Below are 22,431 nucleotides of genomic sequence, written 5' to 3' on the forward strand. Positions count from 1 at the left end.
CACAAAGATTATTTTAGGCTAAATTCCACATTTCTATGTAAAAACAGATTAATTTAAAAACAAATAAAACGAATTTTTCAAGAAAAGAAAATAAAAAATCCGTTCAAATCTGCTAAAATCAGTTTCCGTTCCATAAAAATTCAAGTAATTATTTCAACCTAATGGGAATCCAAATTTCCTCTTCTGAATTCGGATCGCCTTTCTTGTATTTACTACCCAAAATTTCAAAATGCGGTCGGTTGTCCACAACGTAAGCCGAATTTGGTAACCAAGTACCAAAGATAGATTCAAAAAAGGCTGGCGCATCACTCGCATCGCCTTTGTAATCAAAAACAGCATACCAACCACTTGGAATCACTAACGAATTCATATTGGCAGGAATGCATTCAAAATCAGTCACTTCCACTGCAGCCCATTTTTCGAAAATTGTATTAGGATTAAAATTACACCAAAAACCTTCTGGAAATTTTTGAACCGAAAACAAATCAGCACTTACAGTATTTACAATTTCTTTTTTTATAGGCATAAAACTTTGCCATAACGAAACAGAATTATAAGCTGCATAATTCATATTTTGCTTACAACCAATTAGTTTTTTTTCTGAAAGTGCGGTGATTCTGGGTTTCATTTCTATTTTGTTTAATACAAATCTATTGAAATACTGTCAAACACACGTCATATATTTCCGATATTTTAATATTAATCTTTCTTCTTCTGATTGCTATTAGCTTTCAGTATTCTTCTTTTTTAGTTCTCTTTTCTTCGTAAATACAAACATTAAGAGAATAACGAATAGAATAAATTTTATCATAATATTAGGAACTTGGAGCCTATAAAATCTTTAATTTGCACAATGTACAGACGTTATTTAACGTTCTGTGAAACTATTAATTTGATTGTTATTTATATATTATGGACAAAATAAAAATACTTTGGGTTGACGATGAGATTGATTATCTAAAACCTCATATTCTTTTTTTAGAGAAAAAAAATTATGAAGTTACGACCTGCAATAATGGTCTTGACGCCATTGAAATATTCGAAAACGAAAACTTTGATATTGTTTTCTTAGACGAAAATATGCCTGGAATGAGCGGTCTGGAAACTCTTTCGGAAATGAAAGAGAAAAAAAGTGCTATTCCGATGATTATGATTACCAAAAGTGAGGAAGAATATATCATGGAGGAAGCCATTGGCGCTAAAATTGCCGATTACCTGATCAAACCCGTGAATCCCAACCAAATTCTGTTGAGTTTAAAGAAGAATTTGGATAATTCGAAACTGATTTCTCAAAAAACAACCTTAGATTACCAAAAGGAATTTCGAAAAATTGCTATGGAAATGGGCATGGTCAACAGCTATGAAGACTGGATTGAATTGTATAAAAAACTCTTGTTTTGGGAATTGCAGCTTGAAGATATTAACGATCAAAGTATGATTGAAATTCTGGAATCGCAAAAAGTGGAAGCTAATTCTCAGTTTGGAAAATTCATAGAGCGTAATTATGAAGACTGGTTTGAACCAAAAGCCGATAAACCTATTCAGTCGCACACTTTATTCAAAGAATTAGTAGTTCCTGAATTGAAGAAAAAAGACAAACCAGTTTTATTTGTTGTAATTGACAATTTGCGTTACGACCAATGGAAAGCTTTTGAAAGCGTAGTAGCCGATTATTACAAACTAGAAAAAGAAGTTCCTTATTATTCTATTTTACCTACTGCAACTCAGTATGCCAGAAATGCTGTTTTCTCGGGTTTATTGCCCGTGGAAATGGAAAAAAGGCATCCTGAATATTGGAAAAATGATCCTGATGAAGGCGGAAAAAACTTATTTGAAGCCGAATTTCTTTCCGCTCAATTAAAACGTTTGGGGTTGAATATCAAAGAAGATTATTTCAAGATTACCAATATGGCTTCGGGTAAAAAGCTGGTGGAAAGTTTTAGAGCTTTAAAAGAAAATGATTTGGTGACTATAGTTTACAATTTTGTGGATATGCTTTCGCACGCTAAAACTGAAATGGACGTAGTTAAAGAACTCGCTGCCGATGACAAAGCCTATCGTTCATTGACCTTGAGTTGGTTTAAGAATTCACCTTTATTAGAGATTATTCAACAAGCTCAAAAACTAGGTTTCAAATTGATTCTAACTACCGATCACGGAACGATCAACGTCAAAAATCCATCAAAAGTGGTAGGCGATAAAAACACCAGTTTGAATTTGCGTTACAAAACCGGTCGAAGTCTTACGTATGAAAGCAAAGATGTTTATGCGGTAAAAGACCCTAAAAAAATTGGTTTACCTGCAATTAATATGAGTAGTTCTTATATTTTTGCAAAAAATGATTTGTTTTTGGCTTACGTCAACAACTACAATCATTATGTGAGTTATTATAAAAATACCTATCAACATGGAGGAATCTCTCTGGAAGAAATGATCATTCCTTGTTTGATATTTAATCCGAAGTAGGGATTTAGTCCTTAGCATCGGAAAGCGAAACTAAGGGCTAGGTACTAAAAAACTAAAATCATGGAAATCACTTTTTCATTAAACGAAATAGACAACGTCGCCGAATTAATCATAGCCTCTCGACCGAATAAAGTAATGCTTTTTAATGGCGAAATGGGTGCTGGAAAAACCACTTTTATCAAACAATTGTGTAAAACTTTGGGCGTTACCGAAGCCACCAGTAGTCCTACTTTTTCTTTAGTTAACGAATACGAAACTACAGATAATCAAATAGTTTACCATTTTGATTTTTACCGATTAAAAAAAGAAACTGAAGCACTAGATATGGGTGTGGATGATTATTTGTATTCTGGAAATTGGTGTTTTATCGAATGGGCCGAAAACATTGCGAGTCTTATTCCCGAATCACATTCAACTGTTACAATTGAAGTTTTGGAAGATGGAAAACGTCTCTTAAAAATAGACTAATTTGATTCAGTACACATTAGTAATTGATTATTAGCTATATAAGTTATAATTATTCGAAATTATCCCGAAAATACTTCTTAATAAAAACCTTAAAATGAGCCAAAAAGAAGTTTTATGTTAATAAATAAATTCAATTGAGTTTTTATCAGAATATAAAGCTTATTTTTTTAATCTTTTTGTGTAATTTTACTTTTTAATTGTACCGAAAACGATGTCAATATCAATAACTCCATTTACAAAACAACAGTTATTACCTCAGGAAGAGAAGCTGGAAGTAGCTAGAAAAAAAGGCGAACTATTTATTGGTATGCCAAAAGAAACTAGCTATCAAGAACGCCGCATTTGCTTAACACCAGATGCAGTGAGTTCCTTAGTCTGTCATGGTCATCGTGTAATGATAGAATCAGGAGCCGGAGAAAATGCCAGTTATTCAGACAGAGAATATTCTGAAGCTGGTGCCGAAGTAACAAAAGACACTCAAAAAGTTTTTAGTTGCCCAATGATATTAAAAGTAGAACCGCCTACGGTAGCCGAAATCAAAATGATGAACAATCAAACGATTTTAATTTCGGCAATTCAATTAAAAACTAAGAAAAAAGATTATTTCGAAGCCCTAACTAAGAAAAAAATTACTGCACTCGCTTTCGAATACCTTAAAGATGTAGATGAAACGTACCCTGTTGTAAAATCGTTAAGCGAAATTGCCGGTACGGCTTCCATCCTAATTGCTGCCGAATTGATGATTGCTAATTCCCAGGGAAAAGGCCTCTTATTCGGAAACATTACAGGAGTTCCTCCTACTGAAGTTGTTATTTTAGGCGCTGGAACTGCTGGAGAATTTGCGGCTAAAACAGCTATTGGTTTAGGGGCTAATATCAAAGTTTTTGATAATTCGATTACCAAATTAAGACGACTGCAAAATAGTTTAAGCCAACGTATTTTTACTTCAACCATTCAACCTAAGGCTTTAATGAAAGCGTTAAGACGTTGTGATGTAGCTATTGGTGCCATGCGTGGTTTAGAACGTTGTCCAATTGTTGTTACCGAAACTATGGTGGAACACATGAAAAAAGGAGCTGTAATTGTTGATGTAAGCATTGATACTGGCGGTTGTTTTGAAACTTCAGAAGTTACCACACATGAAAAACCTACCTTTATAAAAAACGATATTCTGCACTATTGCGTTCCTAATATTCCTTCACGTTATTCTAAGACTGCCTCGCTTTCAATTAGCAATATTATTACTCCCTATTTATTAAAAATTGCCGAAGACGGTGGATTAGAAAGTGCCATTCGCTGTGATAAAGGCTTAAAAAACGGAATTTATACTTACCACGGAATTCTTACCAACAGAGCCATTGGCGACTGGTTTGATTTGCCTAACAACGACATTAATTTAATTGTGTTTTAAGTAAACTTTCAATTACCTTTGCCAAAAAAATAAATCCATGAAGTTTGTACAACGTTTTTCCTATTATTTAGTAGGCTTAGTATTAGGTTGCTTTTTTGTAGCGCTTGTTTTTAGTGGAAAAGATACCCGTTGCAATTATTTTCCAAATGCCAGAGTACTGAATGATCTTAGAAATAAACCGTTTCATTATTCTGAAAATGCAAATAAAGTTTTATCTGAATCCTGGATAAATGTTGCAGATATCAAAAATACGCTTGAATTTGGAGATGTTAACTTTGACAAGAGCGACACCGAATTTGGAAAAAACACTAAAATTTACATCATTGAAGGCAAAACCTTAAAAGGACAAGAAATCATTCTAAAAGTAAAAAACCAAGAAGGCAAAGCTACTTTAGAAGAAATTCTAAAAAAGTAGTATTTTAAAGTACAAGCCATTTAGTTTCAATCGAAATTTAAATGGCTTTTTTAATGTTATGAATTAAGACCAATCAATTTCTGGTTTATTTTTCGCTTTTAAATATTCATTTGTTTTACTAAAATGTTTGTTTCCAAACCAAAATCCACGGTTAGCACTCAACGGAGAAGGATGCCCCGATTTTAAAATATGATGTTTGGAACCATCAATCAATGCTGCTTTCTTTTGAGCAAAACCGCCCCAAAGTAAAAACACCACGTTCTCTGATTCGTCCGAAATTTTCTTAATTACAGCATCCGTAAATTTTTCCCAGCCTTTTCCCTGATGACTTCCCGCTTCCGATTGGCGAACGGTTAAGGTAGCATTTAAAAGAAAAACACCCTGATCAGCCCAGCGTTCTAAATTACCCGTTTTAGGAATTGGTGCATTTAAATCATTTTCAATTTCTTTGAAAATATTATTTAAAGATGGAGGAAACGGAATCCCATCGTGTACTGAAAAACACAATCCATTGGCCTGATTGGGGCCGTGATAAGGATCCTGACCTATTATAACCACTTTTACCTGATTGAAATGACAATGATCAAAAGCCGAGAAAATCTCACTTCCTTTTGGATAACAAACCTTTGTAGTATATTCAGATTTTACAAAATCAATTAATTCTTTGAAATACGTTTTTTCAAATTCCTCATTTAAAACTCCTTTCCAAGAATCATGCATTTTAACATCCATATCTTTTTTTATGCGAATTTCAGAATTTTTTTATTCAAATCATATTTCCTACTCATAAAATTAGATATTAAGTTACAGTATTCGATGCTACTATTTTTTGTACTTTTGCTGTACTTTCTTAAAGAAAATAAATGATCAGTATTACCGAAAAAACATTACAAGACCTTCAATTTCCAACAATTCTAGAAACCATTTCTGAGATTTGTAATACCGAAATTGGAAAAGAAAAAGCACTTGAAATTACCCCTTTTAGAGATAAGGAAAGTTTGATGCAGGCTTTGCTGCAAACTTCTGAATATGTGTCTTCTTTCCAAAATAATAATGCAATTCCAAATCACGGTTTTGATGCCATTACACACGAAATAAAATTCCTGGCTATTGAAGACAGTTTTCTTGAAGTAGGCAGTTTTAGAAAAATAGCAACTCTTTCTTCAACAGTAAATTTCTTGTTGAATTTCTTGAGAAAATTTGATGATTATTACCCAAATATCAATGCCAGAGCTTCACGAGTTGAACTTACTAAGGAAATTGTAACTCTTATTGATACAGTCGTTGATAAATATGGCGAAATAAAAGATAATGCTTCTCCTGTTTTATTAGACATTCGTAGAAATATGAATTTGGTTCGTGGCAAGGTAAATCAGAGTTTTGGTATTGCTTTAACCCAATATAATGGTTTGGGTTATCTAGACGATATCAAAGAAAGTTTTGTACAAAACCGTCGTGTTTTGGCGGTTTTGGCCATGTACCGCCGAAAAGTAAGAGGAACTATTTTAGGAAGTTCAAAAACAGGAAGTATTGCTTACATCGAACCTGAAATGACACTGAAATATTCCAGAGAATTAAGCAATTTAGAATACGAAGAAAAAGAAGAAATTACCCGTATTTTAAAGCAATTATCGAATGCTATTCGTCCGTTTTTGTCAACATTAAAAGAGTATCAGGAATTTTTAAGTGATATTGATGTAATTGCTGCCAAAGCAAAATATGCCGACAGAATCAACGGAATTTTACCTGCTATTACTGAGGAACGTCGTTTGTATTTTAGAGATGCCTTCCATCCTATTTTGTATTTGACAAACAAACAAAAAAAGGAAGTTACTTATCCGCAAACTATTGAATTGCAACAGGAAAACCGAATTATTGTTATTTCAGGGCCTAATGCCGGAGGAAAAACGATTTCGTTAAAAACAGTTGGATTGCTCCAATTGATGTTACAATCGGGGATGTTAATTCCGGTTCACGAGCGATCTGAAACTTTTTTATTCGACAGAATATTAACAGATATTGGAGATAATCAATCTATTGAAAATCATTTAAGTACCTATAGTTACCGATTAAAGAACATGAACTACTTCTTAAAGAAGTGCAATAGTAAAACCATGTTCCTAATTGACGAATTTGGTACTGGTTCTGATCCTGAATTAGGAGGAGCTTTGGCAGAAATTTTCTTAGAAGAATTCTATCACCGAGAAGCTTTTGGAATCATTACCACGCATTATTCAAATCTAAAAATTCTGGCAAACGAATTACCTTTTGCTACCAATGCCAACATGATGTTTGATGAAAAATCATTGGAACCTATGTACAAATTAGCATTAGGTCAAGCGGGAAGTTCGTTTACATTTGAAGTAGCGCAGAAAAACGGAATTCCGTTTGGCTTAATCAATCGCGCGAAAAAGAAAATTGAAGTGGGTAAAGTGCGTTTTGACAAAACCATTGCCACCTTACAAAAAGAACGTTCTAAGCTTGAAAAAACCTCTCAAAACCTAAAAGAAGAAGAAACCAGAGCGCGTGAAGAAGGTAAAAAGATGGAAACCATCAATGTAAAAATCAAACAGAAATTAGAAAGCTATCAGGAATTGTATGACAGCAATCAAAAAACGATTTATATTGGTCAAAAAATAGAAGATATTGCCGAAAAATATTTCAATAATAAAAACAAAAAGGAATTGATTGGCGAGTTTTTAAAGATAGTTGAAATCGAAAATTCGAAACGTAAAAAAGCCACTCCAAAAGAAAGCAAAGCCATAATTGAGAAGAAAAAAGAAGTGATTGCTGAAGTTACGGTTCAGGTAGAAGAAATTCGAAAAGAGAAAAAAGAAAAGAAACTAAAACCTGTTATTGAAAAACCAAAACCAATTCTAAAAGTGGGCGATCGTGTGCGAATGCTAGATGGAAAAGCTGTGGGAAGTATTGATGCCATTGAAAAAAACAAAGCAACAGTCAATTATGGTATTTTTACTTCTAAAGTAAATTTGGATGAACTGGACTTGGTGGAAGCGGTGAAGAAATAGCTTGCAGAAAGCAGTGTTCAGAGTCATTGCGAGGAACGAAGCAATCACACTAACACGAGCAAATCCAGTATATAAAATAGAAAATGAGATTGCTTCGTTCCTCGCAATAACCTAAAAAAAATGCAAAACTTACCCAAAAACAAAAAAATAATCCTCTTTGATGGCGTTTGTAATTTGTGCAATTCGGCGGTGCAGTTTATTATTGAGCGAGATAAAAAAGATGTATTTCGGTTTGTAGCTTTGCAATCTGACTTAGGCTTGGAAATTTGTAATTACATTGGCATTAATCCAAAAATAACCGATAGCATCATCTTGTACGAACCTGGAATTGCTTATTACTACAAATCAGAAGCCGCTTTGAAAATAGCTTCTCAATTGGGCGGATTTTATGGTTTTCTAGCTAGTTTTAACTTTTTTCCAAAGAAAATTAATGACTCTATTTACGAATATATTGCCAAGAATCGCTATAAATGGTATGGTAAAAAAGAACACTGCATGATTCCAACACCGGAATTAAAAGCAAAATTTTTATAATTAAGCATCTTTTATTCTTCGTTGACGCTCTTTCTTTATCATTTCTAATTCGCGAGTGGTTTGTCCAGCAACAGCAGTATTTTCCTGAGCTCGACGAATTAAATATGGAACGACTTCTTTAACTGGGCCAAAAGGAAGGTATTTCGCAACATTATATCCATTGGCTGCCAAATTAAAACTTATGGTATCACTCATACCGTACAGTTGCCCAAAACAAATTCCAATATCATTATTCGCAATGTTTTTTTTCTGCATTAATTCCATTAAATAATAAGTACTTGTTTCATTATGGGTTCCTGCAAAAAGAGAAAAAACAGTCAAACTATTAGTGATATACTCTAAAGCAGTATCATAATTTAAATCCGTTTCCTGTTTACTAGCACAAATAGGCGATGGATAATTCTGTTCTTCGGCACGCTCATTTTCCTTTTCCATATAAGCACCACGAACTAATTTAATTCCGATAAAAAATCCTTCTGCCTGAGCTGTTTGATGTAAAGTTTTTAAATAATCCATTCGATCCCAACGGTACATTTGCAAAGTATTGTAAACAATGGCTTTTTCTTTGTTATATTTACGCATCATTTCCAGAATCAATTCGTCAGCAGCATATTGCATCCAACTTTCTTCGGCATCAATCATAACAGGAACACTTTTTTGATGTGCTGCTTTGCAAACTAAATCAAAACGAGCCACTACACTACTCCATTCTACTTGTTCAGCAGCAGTTAAAAACTTCTTGTTACCAATTTTTTCATATAAATCAATTCTTCCAAAACTGGTAGGCTTAAAAACTGCGAATGGAATGGCTTGACGTTCTTTGGCAAATTCAATTATTTTCAGCATTTTTTCAAGTGCATTATCAAATTCACTCTCATTAGCTTTTCCTTCTACGGCATAATCTAAAACAGACGAAACACCTTTAGTATCAAGAATATCAACTACTTTAAGACAATCTTCTTCGTTTATGCCTCCGCAAAATTGATTAAAGATGGTTTTTCGAATTAAACTTTCTACTGGTAAATTCAATTGCAAAGCCAGACTGATAATTTTCTTTCCTATTTTGACCAATGGTTTCAGTGCCATCAATTTAAAAAGAAAATAAGATGCATTCAATTGGTCACTACTTTTTAAAGCAAAAGCAATTTGGGTATTATCGAATATCTTTTTCATTTTTTTTGTTATTTAAAACAAATATAGCCAGAGTTATGAACATTAATTACTAGAAATTACCTTATTTTGCATTTCAATTTAATTAATGACGATGCAAACAATTCAAGCCAATAACTACCCAATCTATTTTAACGAAAAAGGATATGAAGCTTTAAATCTTCATCTAGCTGAGAACAAATATTCTAACATTTTTATAATTGTAGATAGTCAAACGAATGAGTTTTGTTTACCAAAATTATTGCCTTACATTGAAACCGATTTGAATGTTGAAATTATCGAATTTGAAGCAGGTGAAGAAAATAAAAACATAGAAACCTGCGTTGAAATTTGGAAAGTACTTACGGAACTTGGAGGTGACAGAAAAAGTATTGTGCTGAATCTTGGTGGTGGTGTTGTTACTGATCTAGGTGGATTTGTAGCCTCTACTTTTAAACGTGGTGTTGATTTTATTCACATTCCTACTACTTTGCTTTCTATGGTTGATGCTTCGGTAGGTGGGAAAAATGGCGTGGATTTAGGAAATTTAAAAAACCAAATTGGTGTAATTAATGTGCCAAATATGGTTCTTATTGACACTGAATATCTTGAAACGGTTCCTCAAAACGAAATGCGTTCAGGTCTTGCCGAAATGTTGAAACACGGCTTGATTTATGATAAAAAATACTGGGAAGAATTTCTGGATATTTCAACAATTGATTTCAGTACTCTTGACGAATTAATTTTTAGATCGGTTGAAATTAAAAATGAAATTGTAAAACAAGATCCAACTGAGAAAAACATCCGAAAAGCATTAAATTTTGGACACACTTTAGGTCATGCCATCGAAGGTTATTTTCTGGAAAGTGAAACAAAGACAACCTTGCTTCACGGTGAAGCTATTGCTGTGGGAATGATTCTTGAAAGTTACATTTCTTTAAAGAAAGGATTTATCTCTACAGAAGAATACATTCAAATTAAAACGGTAATAAAATCAATTTACGAAGACATTGTTTTTGAAGAAGAAGATATTCAACCGATTTTAGATTTGTTAATACATGATAAAAAAAATGAATACGGAAGCATTCAGTTTGCATTAATTGAAGGTATTGGAAAGATAATAATCAATCAAGCTGTTGAGAATGAATTAATTCTTGAAGCCTTTGAAGATTACAAATCTTAACTATTTTTTTATAAAAAAGGATTGCATCACTTATATTTTATTTTCTACATTTGCCGCAATGAAAAAAGATCAAAAACAAAGAAATTATAACTCAAATCAAAGCGTTAACAATGATTCTTTCTTAGGAATATTGAAACGTTTCAATTTAGTGATTAGTCCATTTAACTTTGATATTTTTCAGTATCTAAAAGTAGAAAGCGAAAAACTGCAAATTATATATGCAAATATTAGAGTTTGAATTATAGCTTAATAAATATATCGTTAATCTATAAAATAAATTAAAACTCTAAAATTCTAATGAATACAAAATATTCTGATCTAATTAATCAAACCTATTACTTTCCACAAGAGGAATTTAAACTAAACAAAGACAATCTTCAATTTCACAATATCGATTTAATGAAATTGGTTGAGCAATATGGCACGCCATTAAAGTTTACTTATTTGCCTCAGATTTCAGAGAACATCAATAAGGCAAAGGCCTGGTTCAGAAAATCGATGGAAAAAAACAAATACGAAGCAAAATACTATTATTGTTATTGTACCAAAAGCTCCCATTTTGAATACATTATGAATGAAGCTTTCAAAAACAATATACACGTTGAAACTTCTTCTGCATTTGACATTAATATCGTTGAAAATTTATTGACAAACGGTAAAATCAACAAGAGTACTTATGTTATTTGCAACGGTTTTAAAAGAGACGAATACATTAGTAATATTGCGCGTTTAATCAATAATGGTCATAAAAATACTATTCCAATTATTGATAACTACGAAGAATTAGATTTGCTTCAGGCTGAAATTAAAGGAAAATTTAAAATTGGAATTCGAATTGCTGCCGAAGAAGAACCTAAATTTGAGTTTTATACTTCAAGATTAGGAATTGGTTATAAAAACATAGTTACTTTCTACAAAAAACAAATTCAGGAAAACAGTAATCTTGAATTAAAAATGCTGCATTTTTTCATCAATACAGGAATAAACGATACGGCTTATTACTGGAACGAATTGGTAAAATGTATCAAAGTTTACATTGCGTTGAAAAAAGAGTGTCCTACTCTGGATGGTTTGAATATTGGAGGAGGATTTCCAATCAAGAACTCTCTGGCTTTTGAATACGATTACCAATACATGATTGACGAAATCATCAATCAAATTAAAATTGCTTGTGATGAAGCTGAAGTGGATGTTCCCAATATTTTTACTGAATTTGGTTCGTTTACTGTAGGAGAAAGCGGTGGAGCAATCTACCAAATTTTATATCAAAAACAACAAAATGATAGAGAAAAGTGGAACATGATTGATTCTTCATTCATTACTACTTTACCAGATACCTGGGCTATAAACAAGCGTTTTATCATGTTAGCCGTAAACCGCTGGAATGATACCTATGAAAGAGTATTATTAGGAGGTCTAACTTGTGATAGTGATGACTACTACAACTCGGAGCAAAACATGAATGCGATTTATTTACCAAAATATAACAAAGAAAAACCACTATATATTGGATTTTTCAATACTGGTGCTTACCAGGAAACCATTGGTGGATACGGTGGATTGCACCACTGTTTGATCCCACAACCCAAACATATCTTAATAGATAGAGATGAAAATGGTATATTAGCAACAGAAGTATTCTCAGAACAACAAACCTCTGAAGACGTATTAAAAATATTAGGTTACAAATAAAAAATAATTAACAAAACACACAATTAGTAAACTTATAATTTGTTTATATTTGAGCGCATTTATATTCAAATACAATGAGTTTACAAAATATTTAAACCCCATAAAATGAGTAAAGGACCGATCAGTCAGTTTATTGAAAAGCATTATTTACATTTCAATTCTGCATCTTTAGTCGATGCCGCAAAAGCTTACGAACAACAATTAGCTAATGGTGCTAAAATGATGGTAAGTATGGCTGGTGCAATGAGTACAGCAGAAATTGGAAAAATCTTCGCCGAAATCATACGCCAAGATAAAGTTCAAATTATTTCTTGTACTGGAGCAAATCTTGAAGAAGATATCATGAATTTAGTAGCGCATTCTCATTATGAAAGAGTGCCTAACTACCGTGATTTGACACCTCAGGACGAATGGGACTTGTTAGAAAGAGGATTAAATCGTGTAACAGATACTTGTATTCCTGAGCACGAAGCATTCCGTAGATTACAAAAACACATCTACAAAATCTGGAAAGATGCGGATGACAAAGGAGAACGTTATTTTCCTCATGAATTCATGTACAAAATGTTACTTTCCGGAGTATTAGAAGAATATTACGAAATTGACTTAAAAGATAGCTGGATGTATGCTGCAGCTGAGAAAAATTTACCTATTATTGTTCCAGGATGGGAAGACAGTACAATGGGAAATATTTTCGCTTCTTATGTAATTAAAGGAGAATTGAAAGCATCAACTATGAAATCAGGTATTGAATACATGACTTTCTTAGCAGATTGGTATCCAAAAAACAGCAGCAATGGTATTGGATTTTTCCAAATTGGTGGAGGTATCGCAGGAGACTTCCCTATTTGTGTAGTTCCAATGTTGTATCAGGATATGGAAATGCACGATATTCCGTTTTGGAGTTATTTCTGCCAAATTTCAGATTCTACAACCAGTTATGGTTCATATTCTGGAGCAGTTCCAAACGAAAAAATTACTTGGGGAAAATTAGACATAAAAACACCTAAGTTTATCATTGAATCAGATGCTACCATTGTAGCACCATTAATTTTTGCTTATTTATTAGATTTATAATACCATTTTTATGAGAAGAGTTATTGTTGAGTACGCTAAGCTGACAAATGAAATTTTAAACTTATTAGTTGAAAAATTTCCTGATGGATATGACGACGAAGATATCATTCGTTTTAGAAATGCTAAAAACGAATTAATAGAAGCGGTTGAAGTTCGCACTGAAGACACAGCTTATTTAGTAAAAGTAAGTACTAAACTTGCTGACAGAATCGAAAATTTTGATGAAGATGATGAAATCGATGATGTTATCGAACCAATCACTCCAATAAAAGGTTTGGATCTCGATGACGATATTAGCGACGATGACGACGATGACGATGACAATCTTGACAAACCTGAATTAGATGAAGACGATGAAGATTCAGATGATAAAGACATTGCTGATGATGAAGACGAAGATGATGAAGATTAATTAATTCATAACAACATAAAAAAGGAGCTCCAAAAAGAGTTCCTTTTTTTATCTCTAAAACACAAAAAACTAATTAGCATTCTTAAAAATGATTACTTCCCAAGTCTTGCACCAAACACTTAAAGAAAATTTTGGATTTGAAAAATTCAGACCCCATCAGGAAGAAATTATAAATACGATATTAAATGGCAATGATACTTTAGCTATTATGCCTACAGGTGGAGGAAAATCCATTTGTTTTCAATTACCTGCCTTATTATTTCCCGGAATTACTATCGTGATTTCGCCACTTATTGCGTTAATGAAAGATCAGGTGGACAGCTTAAAAGCAAATGGAATTAAGGCTTGTTTTATCAACAGCACACAAACTGAAACCGAACAGCAACAACATATTGATAACTTAAAAAACAACAAAGTAAAGCTAGTTTACGTTGCGCCCGAAAGTTTGACTTATTTAGAAAATGCTTTCAATTTGATAAAAATTAGTCTCATTGCTATTGACGAAGCACATTGTATTTCGTCCTGGGGACATGATTTCAGACCTGCTTATACAAACTTAGGTTACTTAAAGAACCGCTTCCCTTCTACTCCAATTCTTGCTTTAACTGCTACTGCTGATAAAGCTACACGTCAAGATATTAGCAATCAATTAAATTTAAAGAACCCAGCTGTTTTCATTTCTTCTTTTGATCGAAAAAATCTAAGCTTAGAAGTTCGTCCAGCTTTAGACAGAGTCAAACAGATTATGGATTTTATAGAATCCAAACCAACTGAATCTGGAATTATTTATTGTCTGAGCCGAAAAACAACAGAAGAACTTGCCGAAAAACTCAGCAAAATAGGAATCAATGCGAAAGCATATCACGCTGGTTTAGACAGCGAACTTCGTTCCAGAACGCAGGATGAATTTATCAACGATCAATGTCAGGTGGTTTGTGCTACGATTGCCTTTGGAATGGGAATCGACAAATCCAATGTACGCTGGGTAATTCATTATAATTTACCTAAAAACATTGAAGGTTATTACCAGGAAATTGGTCGTGCAGGTCGTGACGGATTGAATTCGGAAACTATTTTATTCGAAAGTTATGGCGATTTGATTCAGTTGCAGAAATTTGCTTCACATGGGCAAAATTCTGAAATTCAATTGGCAAAGCTCGAAAGAATGAAACAATATACCGATGCACTGAGTTGTCGTAGAAAAATATTGCTTTCTTATTTTGGCGAAATTGTCACCGAAAATTGTGGTAATTGTGATATTTGTAAAAATCCACCCGCCTTTTTTGATGGAACTATCATTGCTCAAAAAGCACTTTCAGCTATTATTAGACTTCAGGAATCCGAACCTTTGCCTGTTATAGTTGATTTTTTAAGAGGTTCTAAAAACGCATACATTTACGAGAAAGAATATCAGAATTTAAAAACTTACGGTGTAGGCATTGAAACCTCTTGGCACGACTGGAACCAATACCTGATTCAATTGATTAATTTAGGTTATTGCGAAATTGCTTTCCACCAGCAAAATAAAATCAAACTAACTCCTTTGGCAAGAAAAGTACTTTTCGAAAAAGAAAAAGTACAACTCAACACCGTACAAAAAGCAAATACGAATAAAACCGAAGTCAAAGAAACCAAAACTAAAACAATTGCCAATTCATTGTTTGAAAGCTTACGCAAATTGCGCTATGAAATAGCTAAAGAAGAAAACGTGCCTGCTTATGTTATTTTTAGCGATGCAACTTTACGCCAAATGGAAATCAATCGTCCGATGAGTGAAGATGAACTTATTGCAATTGACGGTGTAGGAAAAGCCAAATTAGAAAAATATGGCGATGTATTTATTAAAACCATTATTGCGTTTCAAAAAGACAAAAAAGTAAAGTCTAAAAAAGAGTCCAGCACTTACAAAGAAACTTTAGCGTTATACCAAGATGGTTTTTCAACCGAAGACATTGCAGCAAAGCGAAAATTAGGTCTTAGTACAATTATGTCGCACTTAGCAAAACTATATCTAGATGGAGCTTCAATTGATTTACACCAATTTGTTTCAAAGAAAGAAATCAATTTAGTAGCAGCAGCTCGTGTAAAACTAGAAAAACCCGCTGCTTTAAAACCTTACTTTGATTATTTTGAAGAAAAAATAGATTATGGAAAAATAAGACTAGCTTTAGCAATTCTTGAGAAAGAAGAAAACAATAACTAATTATGATTTATTCCTTTCCTCCTTTTGTAAACGCCGAAACCGAAATTCTAATTCTTGGAACCATGCCCGGAATTGCTTCATTAGAAAAACAAGAATATTATGCACATCCTCGCAATCATTTCTGGAAAATAATTTATACCTTATTTGACAAATTACCAGTTGCTACCGTTTTCGAAGAAAAAATAAAACTATTACAAACCAATAAAATTGGAATTTGGGATGTTCTGGAAAATTGTGAACGTGAAGGAAGTTTAGACATTCACATTAAAAATCATAAGCCAAATGATTTCGAAAACTTATTCAAACAATATCCAAATATCAAAAAAATCATCTTCAACGGAAAAGAAAGTCACCGCTATTTTATTAAAAATTTCGGGCAAATAAAAGGTATTACTTATTATGTAATGCCTTCTACAAGTCCCGCTAATACGATGTCTTTTGAAAACAAGTTGAAAATTTGGTCTACTTGTTTTGAATGATTCACAGGTATCTTTCTTTATACACTTTTTGATGATGCTTTTGATGTCCAATGATAATAAAACCTATTGCTCGCACCGATATTTCATGATTAGAAGCAATTCCAATTCTTTTTAATTGTTCTTCTGAAAAACTCTTAAAAAGTGACAAAGTACTTTGACGAACAATGGACAATTCGGTCAACAAACTTTGTAAATGTCTGTCATTAGCATTGGTATTTAATGCGTAATCATTTTCTTCAAATCCAGGCAATGGTGTTTTGTCATTTCTTGAAATTCGCAAAGCACGATAACTAAAAATACGTTCGGTATCAATAATATGCTGAATAATTTCTTTGATCGTCCATTTGCCTTCGGCATAACGGTAATCAAATTTATCCATTGGAATATCCTGAACAAAACGAATAAAATCATGAAGACTTATTTCTAAGTCTTCATATAAATTTTCATCTCCTGATGCTTTGATATAAGTAGCATTAAATACAGAATATTCGTTTTCTGGGATATCTGTTGCTTTCATAATCGAATATTATGCTGAATTTCTACTTGCATTAGTGTTTCCAAACAATGAACGCATTACGATTTTCTCGTATACTTTGATTAATTTATCATCTGGAACACTTTCTTTGTTCAATTCGTTGATTCGCAATAAAGCATATTGTTGTATTGTCAATAATGGCAATACAATACGCTCTCTAATTTGAATTGAAGCCATTCCATCAGGATAATTTTCCATCAGTTCTTTATGTCCAGCAATTTTCAACAACAATCTTTTTGTTTCTAAAAATTCATCGTAAATATTTTGCCAAAACTCTCCAAATTCAGGATCGTTTCTCATGTAAGCCGTTAATGGGAAGAATGATTTTGCCAATGACATCATACTGTTCTCCAATAATGTTTTAAAGAACATTGAACCATCATACAAGTCTTGAACTTTATCCCATTGATTACTTTCTTCAAAGTATTTTAAAGCCGTTCCTACACCATAAAAACCAGGAACATTTTGTTTTAATTGACTCCAAGAACCCACAAACGGAATTGCTCTTAAATCTTTGAAATCTAACTTTTCAGATTTACTTCTTTTAGAAGGTCGGCTTCCAATATTCGTTTTTGCATAATACTTCAACGTACTCATTTTTTCTAAGTACGGAATGAATTTGTCATGATTTTTAAAGCTCAAATATTTTTTATATCCAATATCGGACAATTGATTCATCACTGATTTATCATCAGCTGATAACCTATTTAATTCTTTATTAAACACCTGATTTGTAACTCCGGCACTCAATAAATTCTCTAAGTTATGACGACAAGAATCTAAAGTTCCAAAATTAGAACTAATCGTTTGTCCCTGAACTGTTACTTGAATTTCTTTGTTTTCAATATTTGGTCCTAAAGAAGCATAAAATTTATGTGTTTTTCCTCCTCCACGAGCAGGTGGTCCTCCACGTCCATCAAAGAAAATTACTTTTACTCCATATTTTCTGGAAATAGCAGTAAGTTCTTCTTTTGCCTGATAAATACTCCAGTTAGCCATTAAATAACCACCATCTTTTGTACCATCAGAGAATCCAAGCATAATAGTTTGCTTCATTCCTCTATCAGCAAGATGAGCTGCATAAACTGGATTTGTGTACAATTGCTCCATCACATTATGTGCGTTTTGCAAATCATCTACAGATTCGAATAAAGGCACAATATCAACTGAAGGATGTTCCCAATCGCTCAAACGAATCAAAGCAAAAGTTTCCAACACATTCACTGCATTCTCATTATTACTGATAATGTAACGGTTTGCTCCTAACTCTCCGTTGCTCTGTTGGATTTGTTTAATTGCTTGAATAGACTCAATCGTTGATTTAGTCATTTCATTTTCAAAATCAGAAGGAATAAGATCTCCTTTAACATTTGTTAAAATCTCACACTTTTCTGTTTCAGATAATTCGTAGTAGTTTTTAGGAAAAACATCTTTACCATTTTCTAAATAATAATCAAAAACATCTTTAAATACAGCATCATGAATTTTACTGTTTTGACGGATGTCTAAAGTCGCAAAATGGAATCCAAACAAGTTTATTTTGATTAGTAAAGCTTCTAATTCATCAACATATAAAGATTGATGCTGCTCAACAATAATAGTCTTAATTTTATTTAACTGAGATTTAAATTCCTCTAAAGTGATGTAAATTTCGCCTCTGGAATAAAAAACAGAACGGTATAATTTATTTTCAAGTTCAGCAACTAAAACATCAACTCCTGAGAAAGTTAGTTTTCTTTTTAAGTTTCTCATTTCGAAATAATAACATTTCAAAATTGAAGTTCTCAAACGTTCCGCTACTTTTAAAGTAATATCTGTAGTTACAAATGGATTTCCATCTCTATCGCCTCCTGGCCAAAATCCAAGTTGAATAATAGGATTTTTAATATTACCATCAGAAATATTGGTTTCTAAATAATGCATCATATCACCAGCGGTGTCATAAAATACATTTTCTAAATACCAAATTAAACTTACTGCTTCGTCAAAAGGATTTGGCTTTTCATTTTTTATAAATGGAGTTTTTCCTAGTTGAGCTAATAATTGTTTGATTTGAAGCAAATTATTATCGCGAATAGCCTGAGTTAAATCATTAATAATACCCAAAACTGCTCCCGGATAAAACTGAGTAGGATGCGCTGTTAAAACCGTTCTTACATTAAAGTTTTCTAAAAACTCAATCAACTCATCATTTTTGCCTTTTGCATCTGCTTTTTCTTTGATATCTCTAAGAGAACCACGCCCTTCCATATTATTTACAATTGGAAAAGCAGCATCTTCTACAGCATCAAATAATACAATTTGACGTTCGATATACTGGATAAAACGAAACATTAAGTCTATTTTGTCAGCTTCTACATCAGTGTGTAAATATTTTTTAGAGAAAAATTCAAAAATTTCCTTTGGTGTTTCCATTTTTTTGAAACCTGTTTCACAAACATCTGTGAATAAAGGCAATAAAGCACCTGTATTATCTATAGAATCAAAAGGTAAAGTGATGAAAACGCTATTGTAAATATTATATTTAGAGAGAACGTTTTGGTTGAAACGTTCTATTTTAGGGAGCGTATACATAAATTATGTTGAATTTATTTAGTTAATTATGTTGTTTTGTTGTTGTTGAAAAAAAATAACCCCAAGAGTCAACTTGAGGTATTATTAAAAAAAAACCATTCAAGTCAATTACATATTTTTGAAGATAGTGTGCATCAAACGCTTTTTATCGTTGATACTTTCTTCAAGAGAAATCATAGTTTCAGTTCTATAAACACCATCAATATCGTCAATCATAAAGATCACATCCTTAGCATGTTTAGTATCTTTCGCTCTAATTTTACAGAAAATATTAAATTTTCCTGTAGTTACAGAAGCAACAGTAACGAATGGAATTTCGTTAATGCGTTGTAAAACAAACTTAGTTTGAGAAGTGTTATTCAAAAACACGCCTACATAAGCAATAAATGAATAGCCTAATTTATCATAATCCAGAACCAGTGAAGATCCCATTATGATACCAGCATCTTCCATTTTCTTAACCCTAACATGCACTGTTCCAGCTGAAATTAATAATTTCTTAGCAATATCCGTAAACGGAACTCTCGTATTGTCTATCAACATGTCTAATATCTGATGATCTACTTCATCTAAACGGAACTTACTCATATTTCTCTAATTATATTATTAATTATCATTTTAAAGCATAAAAATATACATAAAAATGACAAAGTCGTACAAAAAATTACTTTTTTACCAATCCATTAACAAATTTAAGTTTTTTATCCAAACAAAAATTTGCTTTTTGATCTATTTTTGGGAAATTTCCATCTTCATCTTCGTAAGTAGCACCTTGAGCATCAAATACTTCGTGACCGAAAAAATCTTCTAAATCATCAACTTTAGCAATATAAGCATTAAAACTAATGTTTCCATCAACCAACTCTTCCTTATACTGTGCAGCAAAATTCGTTATTTTTTCATTACCGTCATAATTTATTTTAATATTTTTGTATATAAAATCATAAAAAACGACTTTATTTTGAGGAATATTCAAATATTCATTCGTTCTATTAGTTTCTATAACGTTTTCGTTAAGTATTTTAAAACCCGACACTAAAGACATGAAAACATATTTACGAGTTAGTTCTCTTTGATAATCTTCTGGAAAATGCCCTGCTTCAAACAAAATAGTTGGTACACCCATATACTGAAAAGTGTCGCCAATGCAATTAATATTAAACGAATCATCAAAACGCCCTACTTGTCCTGGTATGAACTCTTGTAAAACTTCATTCATTCCAGCAATTAAATTAATCGCTTTTTGTCTTGAATCGTTTATTTCCCTTTCTTCATTAAAAGAAGGCGCTAAAAACGACACAGTTGCTGGTTTTCCAGTATCTGAAACACCAAAAATAGTACGTTGATCATGCAAATTATAACAAAAATCAGGCTGGAATTCCTCAAAAACCGCTCTTAAAACCTTGCTTTCTGGCTGCGTTAAATTTTGAGAATCTCTATTTAAATCTATTTCATTAGCATTAGCACGTGTATACAAAGTCGCTCCATCAGGGTTTAACATTGGTAAGCAACAAAAAGTAAAATTAGCTAACAAATCTTTAGCCAAATCAGAACCGTTATGCAGTACATTCAAAAAATCAAATAATGCTTTTGTAGTGGTACTTTCATTACCATGCATTTGTGACCAAAGGTAAATTTTAGTTTTTCCAGTACCAATAACATACTTATAAATTGGTCTTCCTTGAACTGATTTCCCAACAATCGAAAGTTGGCTATCCGTATTAATTCTTTTTAAAATAGGCTCAATAGACTCTAATGTCAAATACCTGCCTTCAATCGTTTTTTCCTTGTTATCAAGAAACAACTGCTCTAAATTCATAATCTAATATATTTGATTTACAAAAGTAAACATCTTTATTTTTACATTTGTAAACCCTAAAAAGCAATATTATTTTAATTCTGTAAACAACATTTATTAGTTATTTAATTCAAAAGTGATGTTATTAGTTGACAAATGTTACACTAATTCAAATAAACGTTTAATAATTTAAATTTCAGTTATTTAATATATATTAACTAAAGTAAAACATCACAATAAACTCCTTTTAAAATATTGTTTACAGCTGTAAATTTGCTATTTGAATTGCTTTTAGTTACATTTGTAAATACTTTATTTTAAATCATAATTCACAATGGTAAACACTGACGATTTTATTAAAAGACTCGAAATTATACTGGATTATTATGGTGTAAATGCTTCTGCTTTTGCAGATAAAATTGGAGTACAGCGCTCCAGTTTGTCTCACCTTCTTTCAGGAAGAAACAAACCCAGTTTAGATTTTATCCTTAAAATTCTAGATGTTTATCCCGAGATAGATTTATATTGGATTTTAAACGGTAAAGGAAGTTTTCCAAAAACTAATTCTAAACCAACTGAATTAGAGTCAACAACCCATTTTAGCCCGACTCCTGCTGCTCCAACACCTAAAACTACAGCTGATGAGGATTTGTTTTCAGAAAGTATTCCTGAAGACAAAAAAAGTGCTCCTATTACAAACAGAGAAGAGAATCAGGATATTTATTTTGATGATACTATTGAAAAAATAGTGTTTTTCTATAAAGACGGTACATTCAAATCCTTTAATCCTAATACCAAAAAATAACCCTAAATGCTTTTTGTTCGCATTTAGGGTTGTCAAAAACAAATAAAACTTATTTTTATTTTATTATAGTAAATATTTAAATAATACCTGATAAGATATTGTATATAAATAAGTAGTGTTAAAACAAGTTATTATATAAACAAAAGTCAATACTTTCTTAATCTTTAAAATAATTCATCACAAAGTAAATCGGGCTGTATT

The 22,431-nt window shown here is 32.2% G+C and carries 20 protein-coding genes; 13 read left to right on the top strand and 7 right to left on the bottom strand.

Annotated features, from left to right (window positions below; genetic code table 11):
• Nucleotides 1–148: 148 nt before the first annotated feature.
• Nucleotides 149–628: a GyrI-like domain-containing protein gene (locus AAGV33_RS14445; RefSeq protein ID WP_373392905.1), complete on the bottom strand. Its 480-nt coding sequence runs from the start codon at nucleotides 626–628 to the stop codon at nucleotides 149–151.
• A 284-nt stretch (nucleotides 629–912) separates the two neighbouring features.
• Between AAGV33_RS14445 and porX the strand changes: the two genes are divergently transcribed.
• From porX to AAGV33_RS14465, 4 genes are all read left to right on the top strand, one after another.
• The gene (gene porX, locus AAGV33_RS14450; protein ID WP_373392907.1) at nucleotides 913–2,466 is read left to right on the top strand and encodes a T9SS response regulator signal transducer PorX; all 1,554 of its coding nucleotides are present in this window, start codon (nucleotides 913–915) and stop codon (nucleotides 2,464–2,466) included.
• Between the two features lie 60 nt (nucleotides 2,467–2,526).
• Nucleotides 2,527–2,934: a tRNA (adenosine(37)-N6)-threonylcarbamoyltransferase complex ATPase subunit type 1 TsaE gene (tsaE, locus tag AAGV33_RS14455; protein WP_373392908.1), complete on the top strand. Its 408-nt coding sequence runs from the start codon at nucleotides 2,527–2,529 to the stop codon at nucleotides 2,932–2,934.
• A 211-nt stretch (nucleotides 2,935–3,145) separates the two neighbouring features.
• Nucleotides 3,146–4,345 carry an alanine dehydrogenase gene (locus AAGV33_RS14460; RefSeq protein ID WP_373392909.1) on the top strand — a complete coding sequence of 400 codons (1,200 nt, stop codon included), beginning with the start codon at nucleotides 3,146–3,148 and terminating at the stop codon, nucleotides 4,343–4,345.
• 37 nt (nucleotides 4,346–4,382) lie between these two features.
• Nucleotides 4,383–4,760 carry a DUF4258 domain-containing protein gene (locus AAGV33_RS14465; RefSeq protein WP_373392911.1) on the top strand — a complete coding sequence of 126 codons (378 nt, stop codon included), beginning with the start codon at nucleotides 4,383–4,385 and terminating at the stop codon, nucleotides 4,758–4,760.
• A 63-nt stretch (nucleotides 4,761–4,823) separates the two neighbouring features.
• Here the strand turns inward: AAGV33_RS14465 and AAGV33_RS14470 are convergent, their stop codons facing one another.
• Nucleotides 4,824–5,492, bottom strand: a complete 669-nt coding sequence (locus tag AAGV33_RS14470) for a uracil-DNA glycosylase (RefSeq protein WP_373392912.1) — start codon at nucleotides 5,490–5,492, stop codon at nucleotides 4,824–4,826.
• A gap of 131 nt (nucleotides 5,493–5,623) precedes the next feature.
• Between AAGV33_RS14470 and AAGV33_RS14475 the strand changes: the two genes are divergently transcribed.
• Nucleotides 5,624–7,789 (top strand): endonuclease MutS2, encoded by a 2,166-nt coding sequence (locus tag AAGV33_RS14475; protein ID WP_373392913.1) that lies wholly within the window; start codon nucleotides 5,624–5,626, stop codon nucleotides 7,787–7,789.
• Nucleotides 7,790–7,909: 120 nt separating this feature from the next.
• Nucleotides 7,910–8,323, top strand: a complete 414-nt coding sequence (locus AAGV33_RS14480; RefSeq protein ID WP_373392915.1) for a thiol-disulfide oxidoreductase DCC family protein — start codon at nucleotides 7,910–7,912, stop codon at nucleotides 8,321–8,323.
• Here the strand turns inward: AAGV33_RS14480 and AAGV33_RS14485 are convergent, their stop codons facing one another.
• Nucleotides 8,324–9,496, bottom strand: a complete 1,173-nt coding sequence (locus AAGV33_RS14485; protein WP_373392916.1) for a proline dehydrogenase family protein — start codon at nucleotides 9,494–9,496, stop codon at nucleotides 8,324–8,326. It abuts the gene before it with no gap.
• Between the two features lie 91 nt (nucleotides 9,497–9,587).
• Here AAGV33_RS14485 and aroB point away from each other — a divergent pair, with 91 nt between their 5' ends.
• From aroB to AAGV33_RS14515, 6 genes are all read left to right on the top strand, one after another.
• Nucleotides 9,588–10,655, top strand: a complete 1,068-nt coding sequence (aroB, locus tag AAGV33_RS14490; protein ID WP_373392917.1) for a 3-dehydroquinate synthase — start codon at nucleotides 9,588–9,590, stop codon at nucleotides 10,653–10,655.
• Nucleotides 10,656–10,952: 297 nt separating this feature from the next.
• Entirely contained in the window at nucleotides 10,953–12,347 is a 1,395-nt protein-coding gene (locus AAGV33_RS14495) for a type III PLP-dependent enzyme domain-containing protein (RefSeq protein ID WP_373392918.1), read from the top strand.
• A gap of 105 nt (nucleotides 12,348–12,452) precedes the next feature.
• Nucleotides 12,453–13,424 (top strand): deoxyhypusine synthase family protein, encoded by a 972-nt coding sequence (locus tag AAGV33_RS14500; RefSeq protein ID WP_373392919.1) that lies wholly within the window; start codon nucleotides 12,453–12,455, stop codon nucleotides 13,422–13,424.
• A gap of 10 nt (nucleotides 13,425–13,434) precedes the next feature.
• Nucleotides 13,435–13,836, top strand: a complete 402-nt coding sequence (locus tag AAGV33_RS14505; protein ID WP_373392920.1) for a DNA primase — start codon at nucleotides 13,435–13,437, stop codon at nucleotides 13,834–13,836.
• 88 nt (nucleotides 13,837–13,924) lie between these two features.
• Nucleotides 13,925–16,039 (top strand): DNA helicase RecQ, encoded by a 2,115-nt coding sequence (gene recQ / locus AAGV33_RS14510; protein WP_373392921.1) that lies wholly within the window; start codon nucleotides 13,925–13,927, stop codon nucleotides 16,037–16,039.
• A 2-nt stretch (nucleotides 16,040–16,041) separates the two neighbouring features.
• A complete protein-coding gene (locus AAGV33_RS14515) occupies nucleotides 16,042–16,518 on the top strand; it encodes a DNA-deoxyinosine glycosylase (RefSeq protein ID WP_373392923.1) in 477 nt (158 codons plus the stop codon).
• A gap of 1 nt (nucleotide 16,519) precedes the next feature.
• Here the strand turns inward: AAGV33_RS14515 and AAGV33_RS14520 are convergent, their stop codons facing one another.
• The 4 genes from AAGV33_RS14520 to AAGV33_RS14535 form a co-directional block, all read right to left on the bottom strand.
• Nucleotides 16,520–17,035 carry a DinB family protein gene (locus AAGV33_RS14520; RefSeq protein WP_373392924.1) on the bottom strand — a complete coding sequence of 172 codons (516 nt, stop codon included), beginning with the start codon at nucleotides 17,033–17,035 and terminating at the stop codon, nucleotides 16,520–16,522.
• Nucleotides 17,036–17,044: 9 nt separating this feature from the next.
• A complete protein-coding gene (locus AAGV33_RS14525; RefSeq protein WP_373392925.1) occupies nucleotides 17,045–19,627 on the bottom strand; it encodes a phosphoenolpyruvate carboxylase in 2,583 nt (860 codons plus the stop codon).
• A 108-nt stretch (nucleotides 19,628–19,735) separates the two neighbouring features.
• Nucleotides 19,736–20,215: an Lrp/AsnC family transcriptional regulator gene (locus AAGV33_RS14530; RefSeq protein ID WP_007139244.1), complete on the bottom strand. Its 480-nt coding sequence runs from the start codon at nucleotides 20,213–20,215 to the stop codon at nucleotides 19,736–19,738.
• Between the two features lie 76 nt (nucleotides 20,216–20,291).
• Nucleotides 20,292–21,446 carry a M14 family metallopeptidase gene (locus tag AAGV33_RS14535; protein ID WP_373392926.1) on the bottom strand — a complete coding sequence of 385 codons (1,155 nt, stop codon included), beginning with the start codon at nucleotides 21,444–21,446 and terminating at the stop codon, nucleotides 20,292–20,294.
• Nucleotides 21,447–21,759: 313 nt separating this feature from the next.
• Between AAGV33_RS14535 and AAGV33_RS14540 the strand changes: the two genes are divergently transcribed.
• A complete protein-coding gene (locus AAGV33_RS14540; RefSeq protein WP_373392927.1) occupies nucleotides 21,760–22,230 on the top strand; it encodes a helix-turn-helix domain-containing protein in 471 nt (156 codons plus the stop codon).
• The last annotated feature ends 201 nt before the right edge of the window (nucleotides 22,231–22,431 follow it).

Origin of the sequence: Flavobacterium magnesitis, assembly GCF_041729735.1 — a bacterium.
In the GTDB taxonomy this organism is placed as follows: Bacteria; Bacteroidota; Bacteroidia; order Flavobacteriales; family Flavobacteriaceae; genus Flavobacterium; species Flavobacterium magnesitis.

Coding starts and splice junctions, on each gene's coding strand:
- AAGV33_RS14525 (WP_373392925.1), bottom strand. CDS start 19,627: ATGTATACGCTCCCTAAAATAGAACGTTTCAACCAAAACGTTCTCTCT.
- AAGV33_RS14505 (WP_373392920.1), top strand. CDS start 13,435: ATGAGAAGAGTTATTGTTGAGTACGCTAAGCTGACAAATGAAATTTTA.
- aroB (WP_373392917.1), top strand. CDS start 9,588: ATGCAAACAATTCAAGCCAATAACTACCCAATCTATTTTAACGAAAAA.
- AAGV33_RS14470 (WP_373392912.1), bottom strand. CDS start 5,492: ATGGATGTTAAAATGCATGATTCTTGGAAAGGAGTTTTAAATGAGGAA.
- AAGV33_RS14540 (WP_373392927.1), top strand. CDS start 21,760: ATGGTAAACACTGACGATTTTATTAAAAGACTCGAAATTATACTGGAT.
- AAGV33_RS14495 (WP_373392918.1), top strand. CDS start 10,953: ATGAATACAAAATATTCTGATCTAATTAATCAAACCTATTACTTTCCA.
- tsaE (WP_373392908.1), top strand. CDS start 2,527: ATGGAAATCACTTTTTCATTAAACGAAATAGACAACGTCGCCGAATTA.
- AAGV33_RS14500 (WP_373392919.1), top strand. CDS start 12,453: ATGAGTAAAGGACCGATCAGTCAGTTTATTGAAAAGCATTATTTACAT.
- AAGV33_RS14485 (WP_373392916.1), bottom strand. CDS start 9,496: ATGAAAAAGATATTCGATAATACCCAAATTGCTTTTGCTTTAAAAAGT.
- AAGV33_RS14530 (WP_007139244.1), bottom strand. CDS start 20,215: ATGAGTAAGTTCCGTTTAGATGAAGTAGATCATCAGATATTAGACATG.
- recQ (WP_373392921.1), top strand. CDS start 13,925: ATGATTACTTCCCAAGTCTTGCACCAAACACTTAAAGAAAATTTTGGA.
- AAGV33_RS14465 (WP_373392911.1), top strand. CDS start 4,383: ATGAAGTTTGTACAACGTTTTTCCTATTATTTAGTAGGCTTAGTATTA.
- AAGV33_RS14445 (WP_373392905.1), bottom strand. CDS start 628: ATGAAACCCAGAATCACCGCACTTTCAGAAAAAAAACTAATTGGTTGT.
- AAGV33_RS14460 (WP_373392909.1), top strand. CDS start 3,146: ATGTCAATATCAATAACTCCATTTACAAAACAACAGTTATTACCTCAG.
- AAGV33_RS14535 (WP_373392926.1), bottom strand. CDS start 21,446: ATGAATTTAGAGCAGTTGTTTCTTGATAACAAGGAAAAAACGATTGAA.
- AAGV33_RS14515 (WP_373392923.1), top strand. CDS start 16,042: ATGATTTATTCCTTTCCTCCTTTTGTAAACGCCGAAACCGAAATTCTA.
- AAGV33_RS14475 (WP_373392913.1), top strand. CDS start 5,624: ATGATCAGTATTACCGAAAAAACATTACAAGACCTTCAATTTCCAACA.
- AAGV33_RS14480 (WP_373392915.1), top strand. CDS start 7,910: ATGCAAAACTTACCCAAAAACAAAAAAATAATCCTCTTTGATGGCGTT.
- AAGV33_RS14520 (WP_373392924.1), bottom strand. CDS start 17,035: ATGAAAGCAACAGATATCCCAGAAAACGAATATTCTGTATTTAATGCT.
- porX (WP_373392907.1), top strand. CDS start 913: ATGGACAAAATAAAAATACTTTGGGTTGACGATGAGATTGATTATCTA.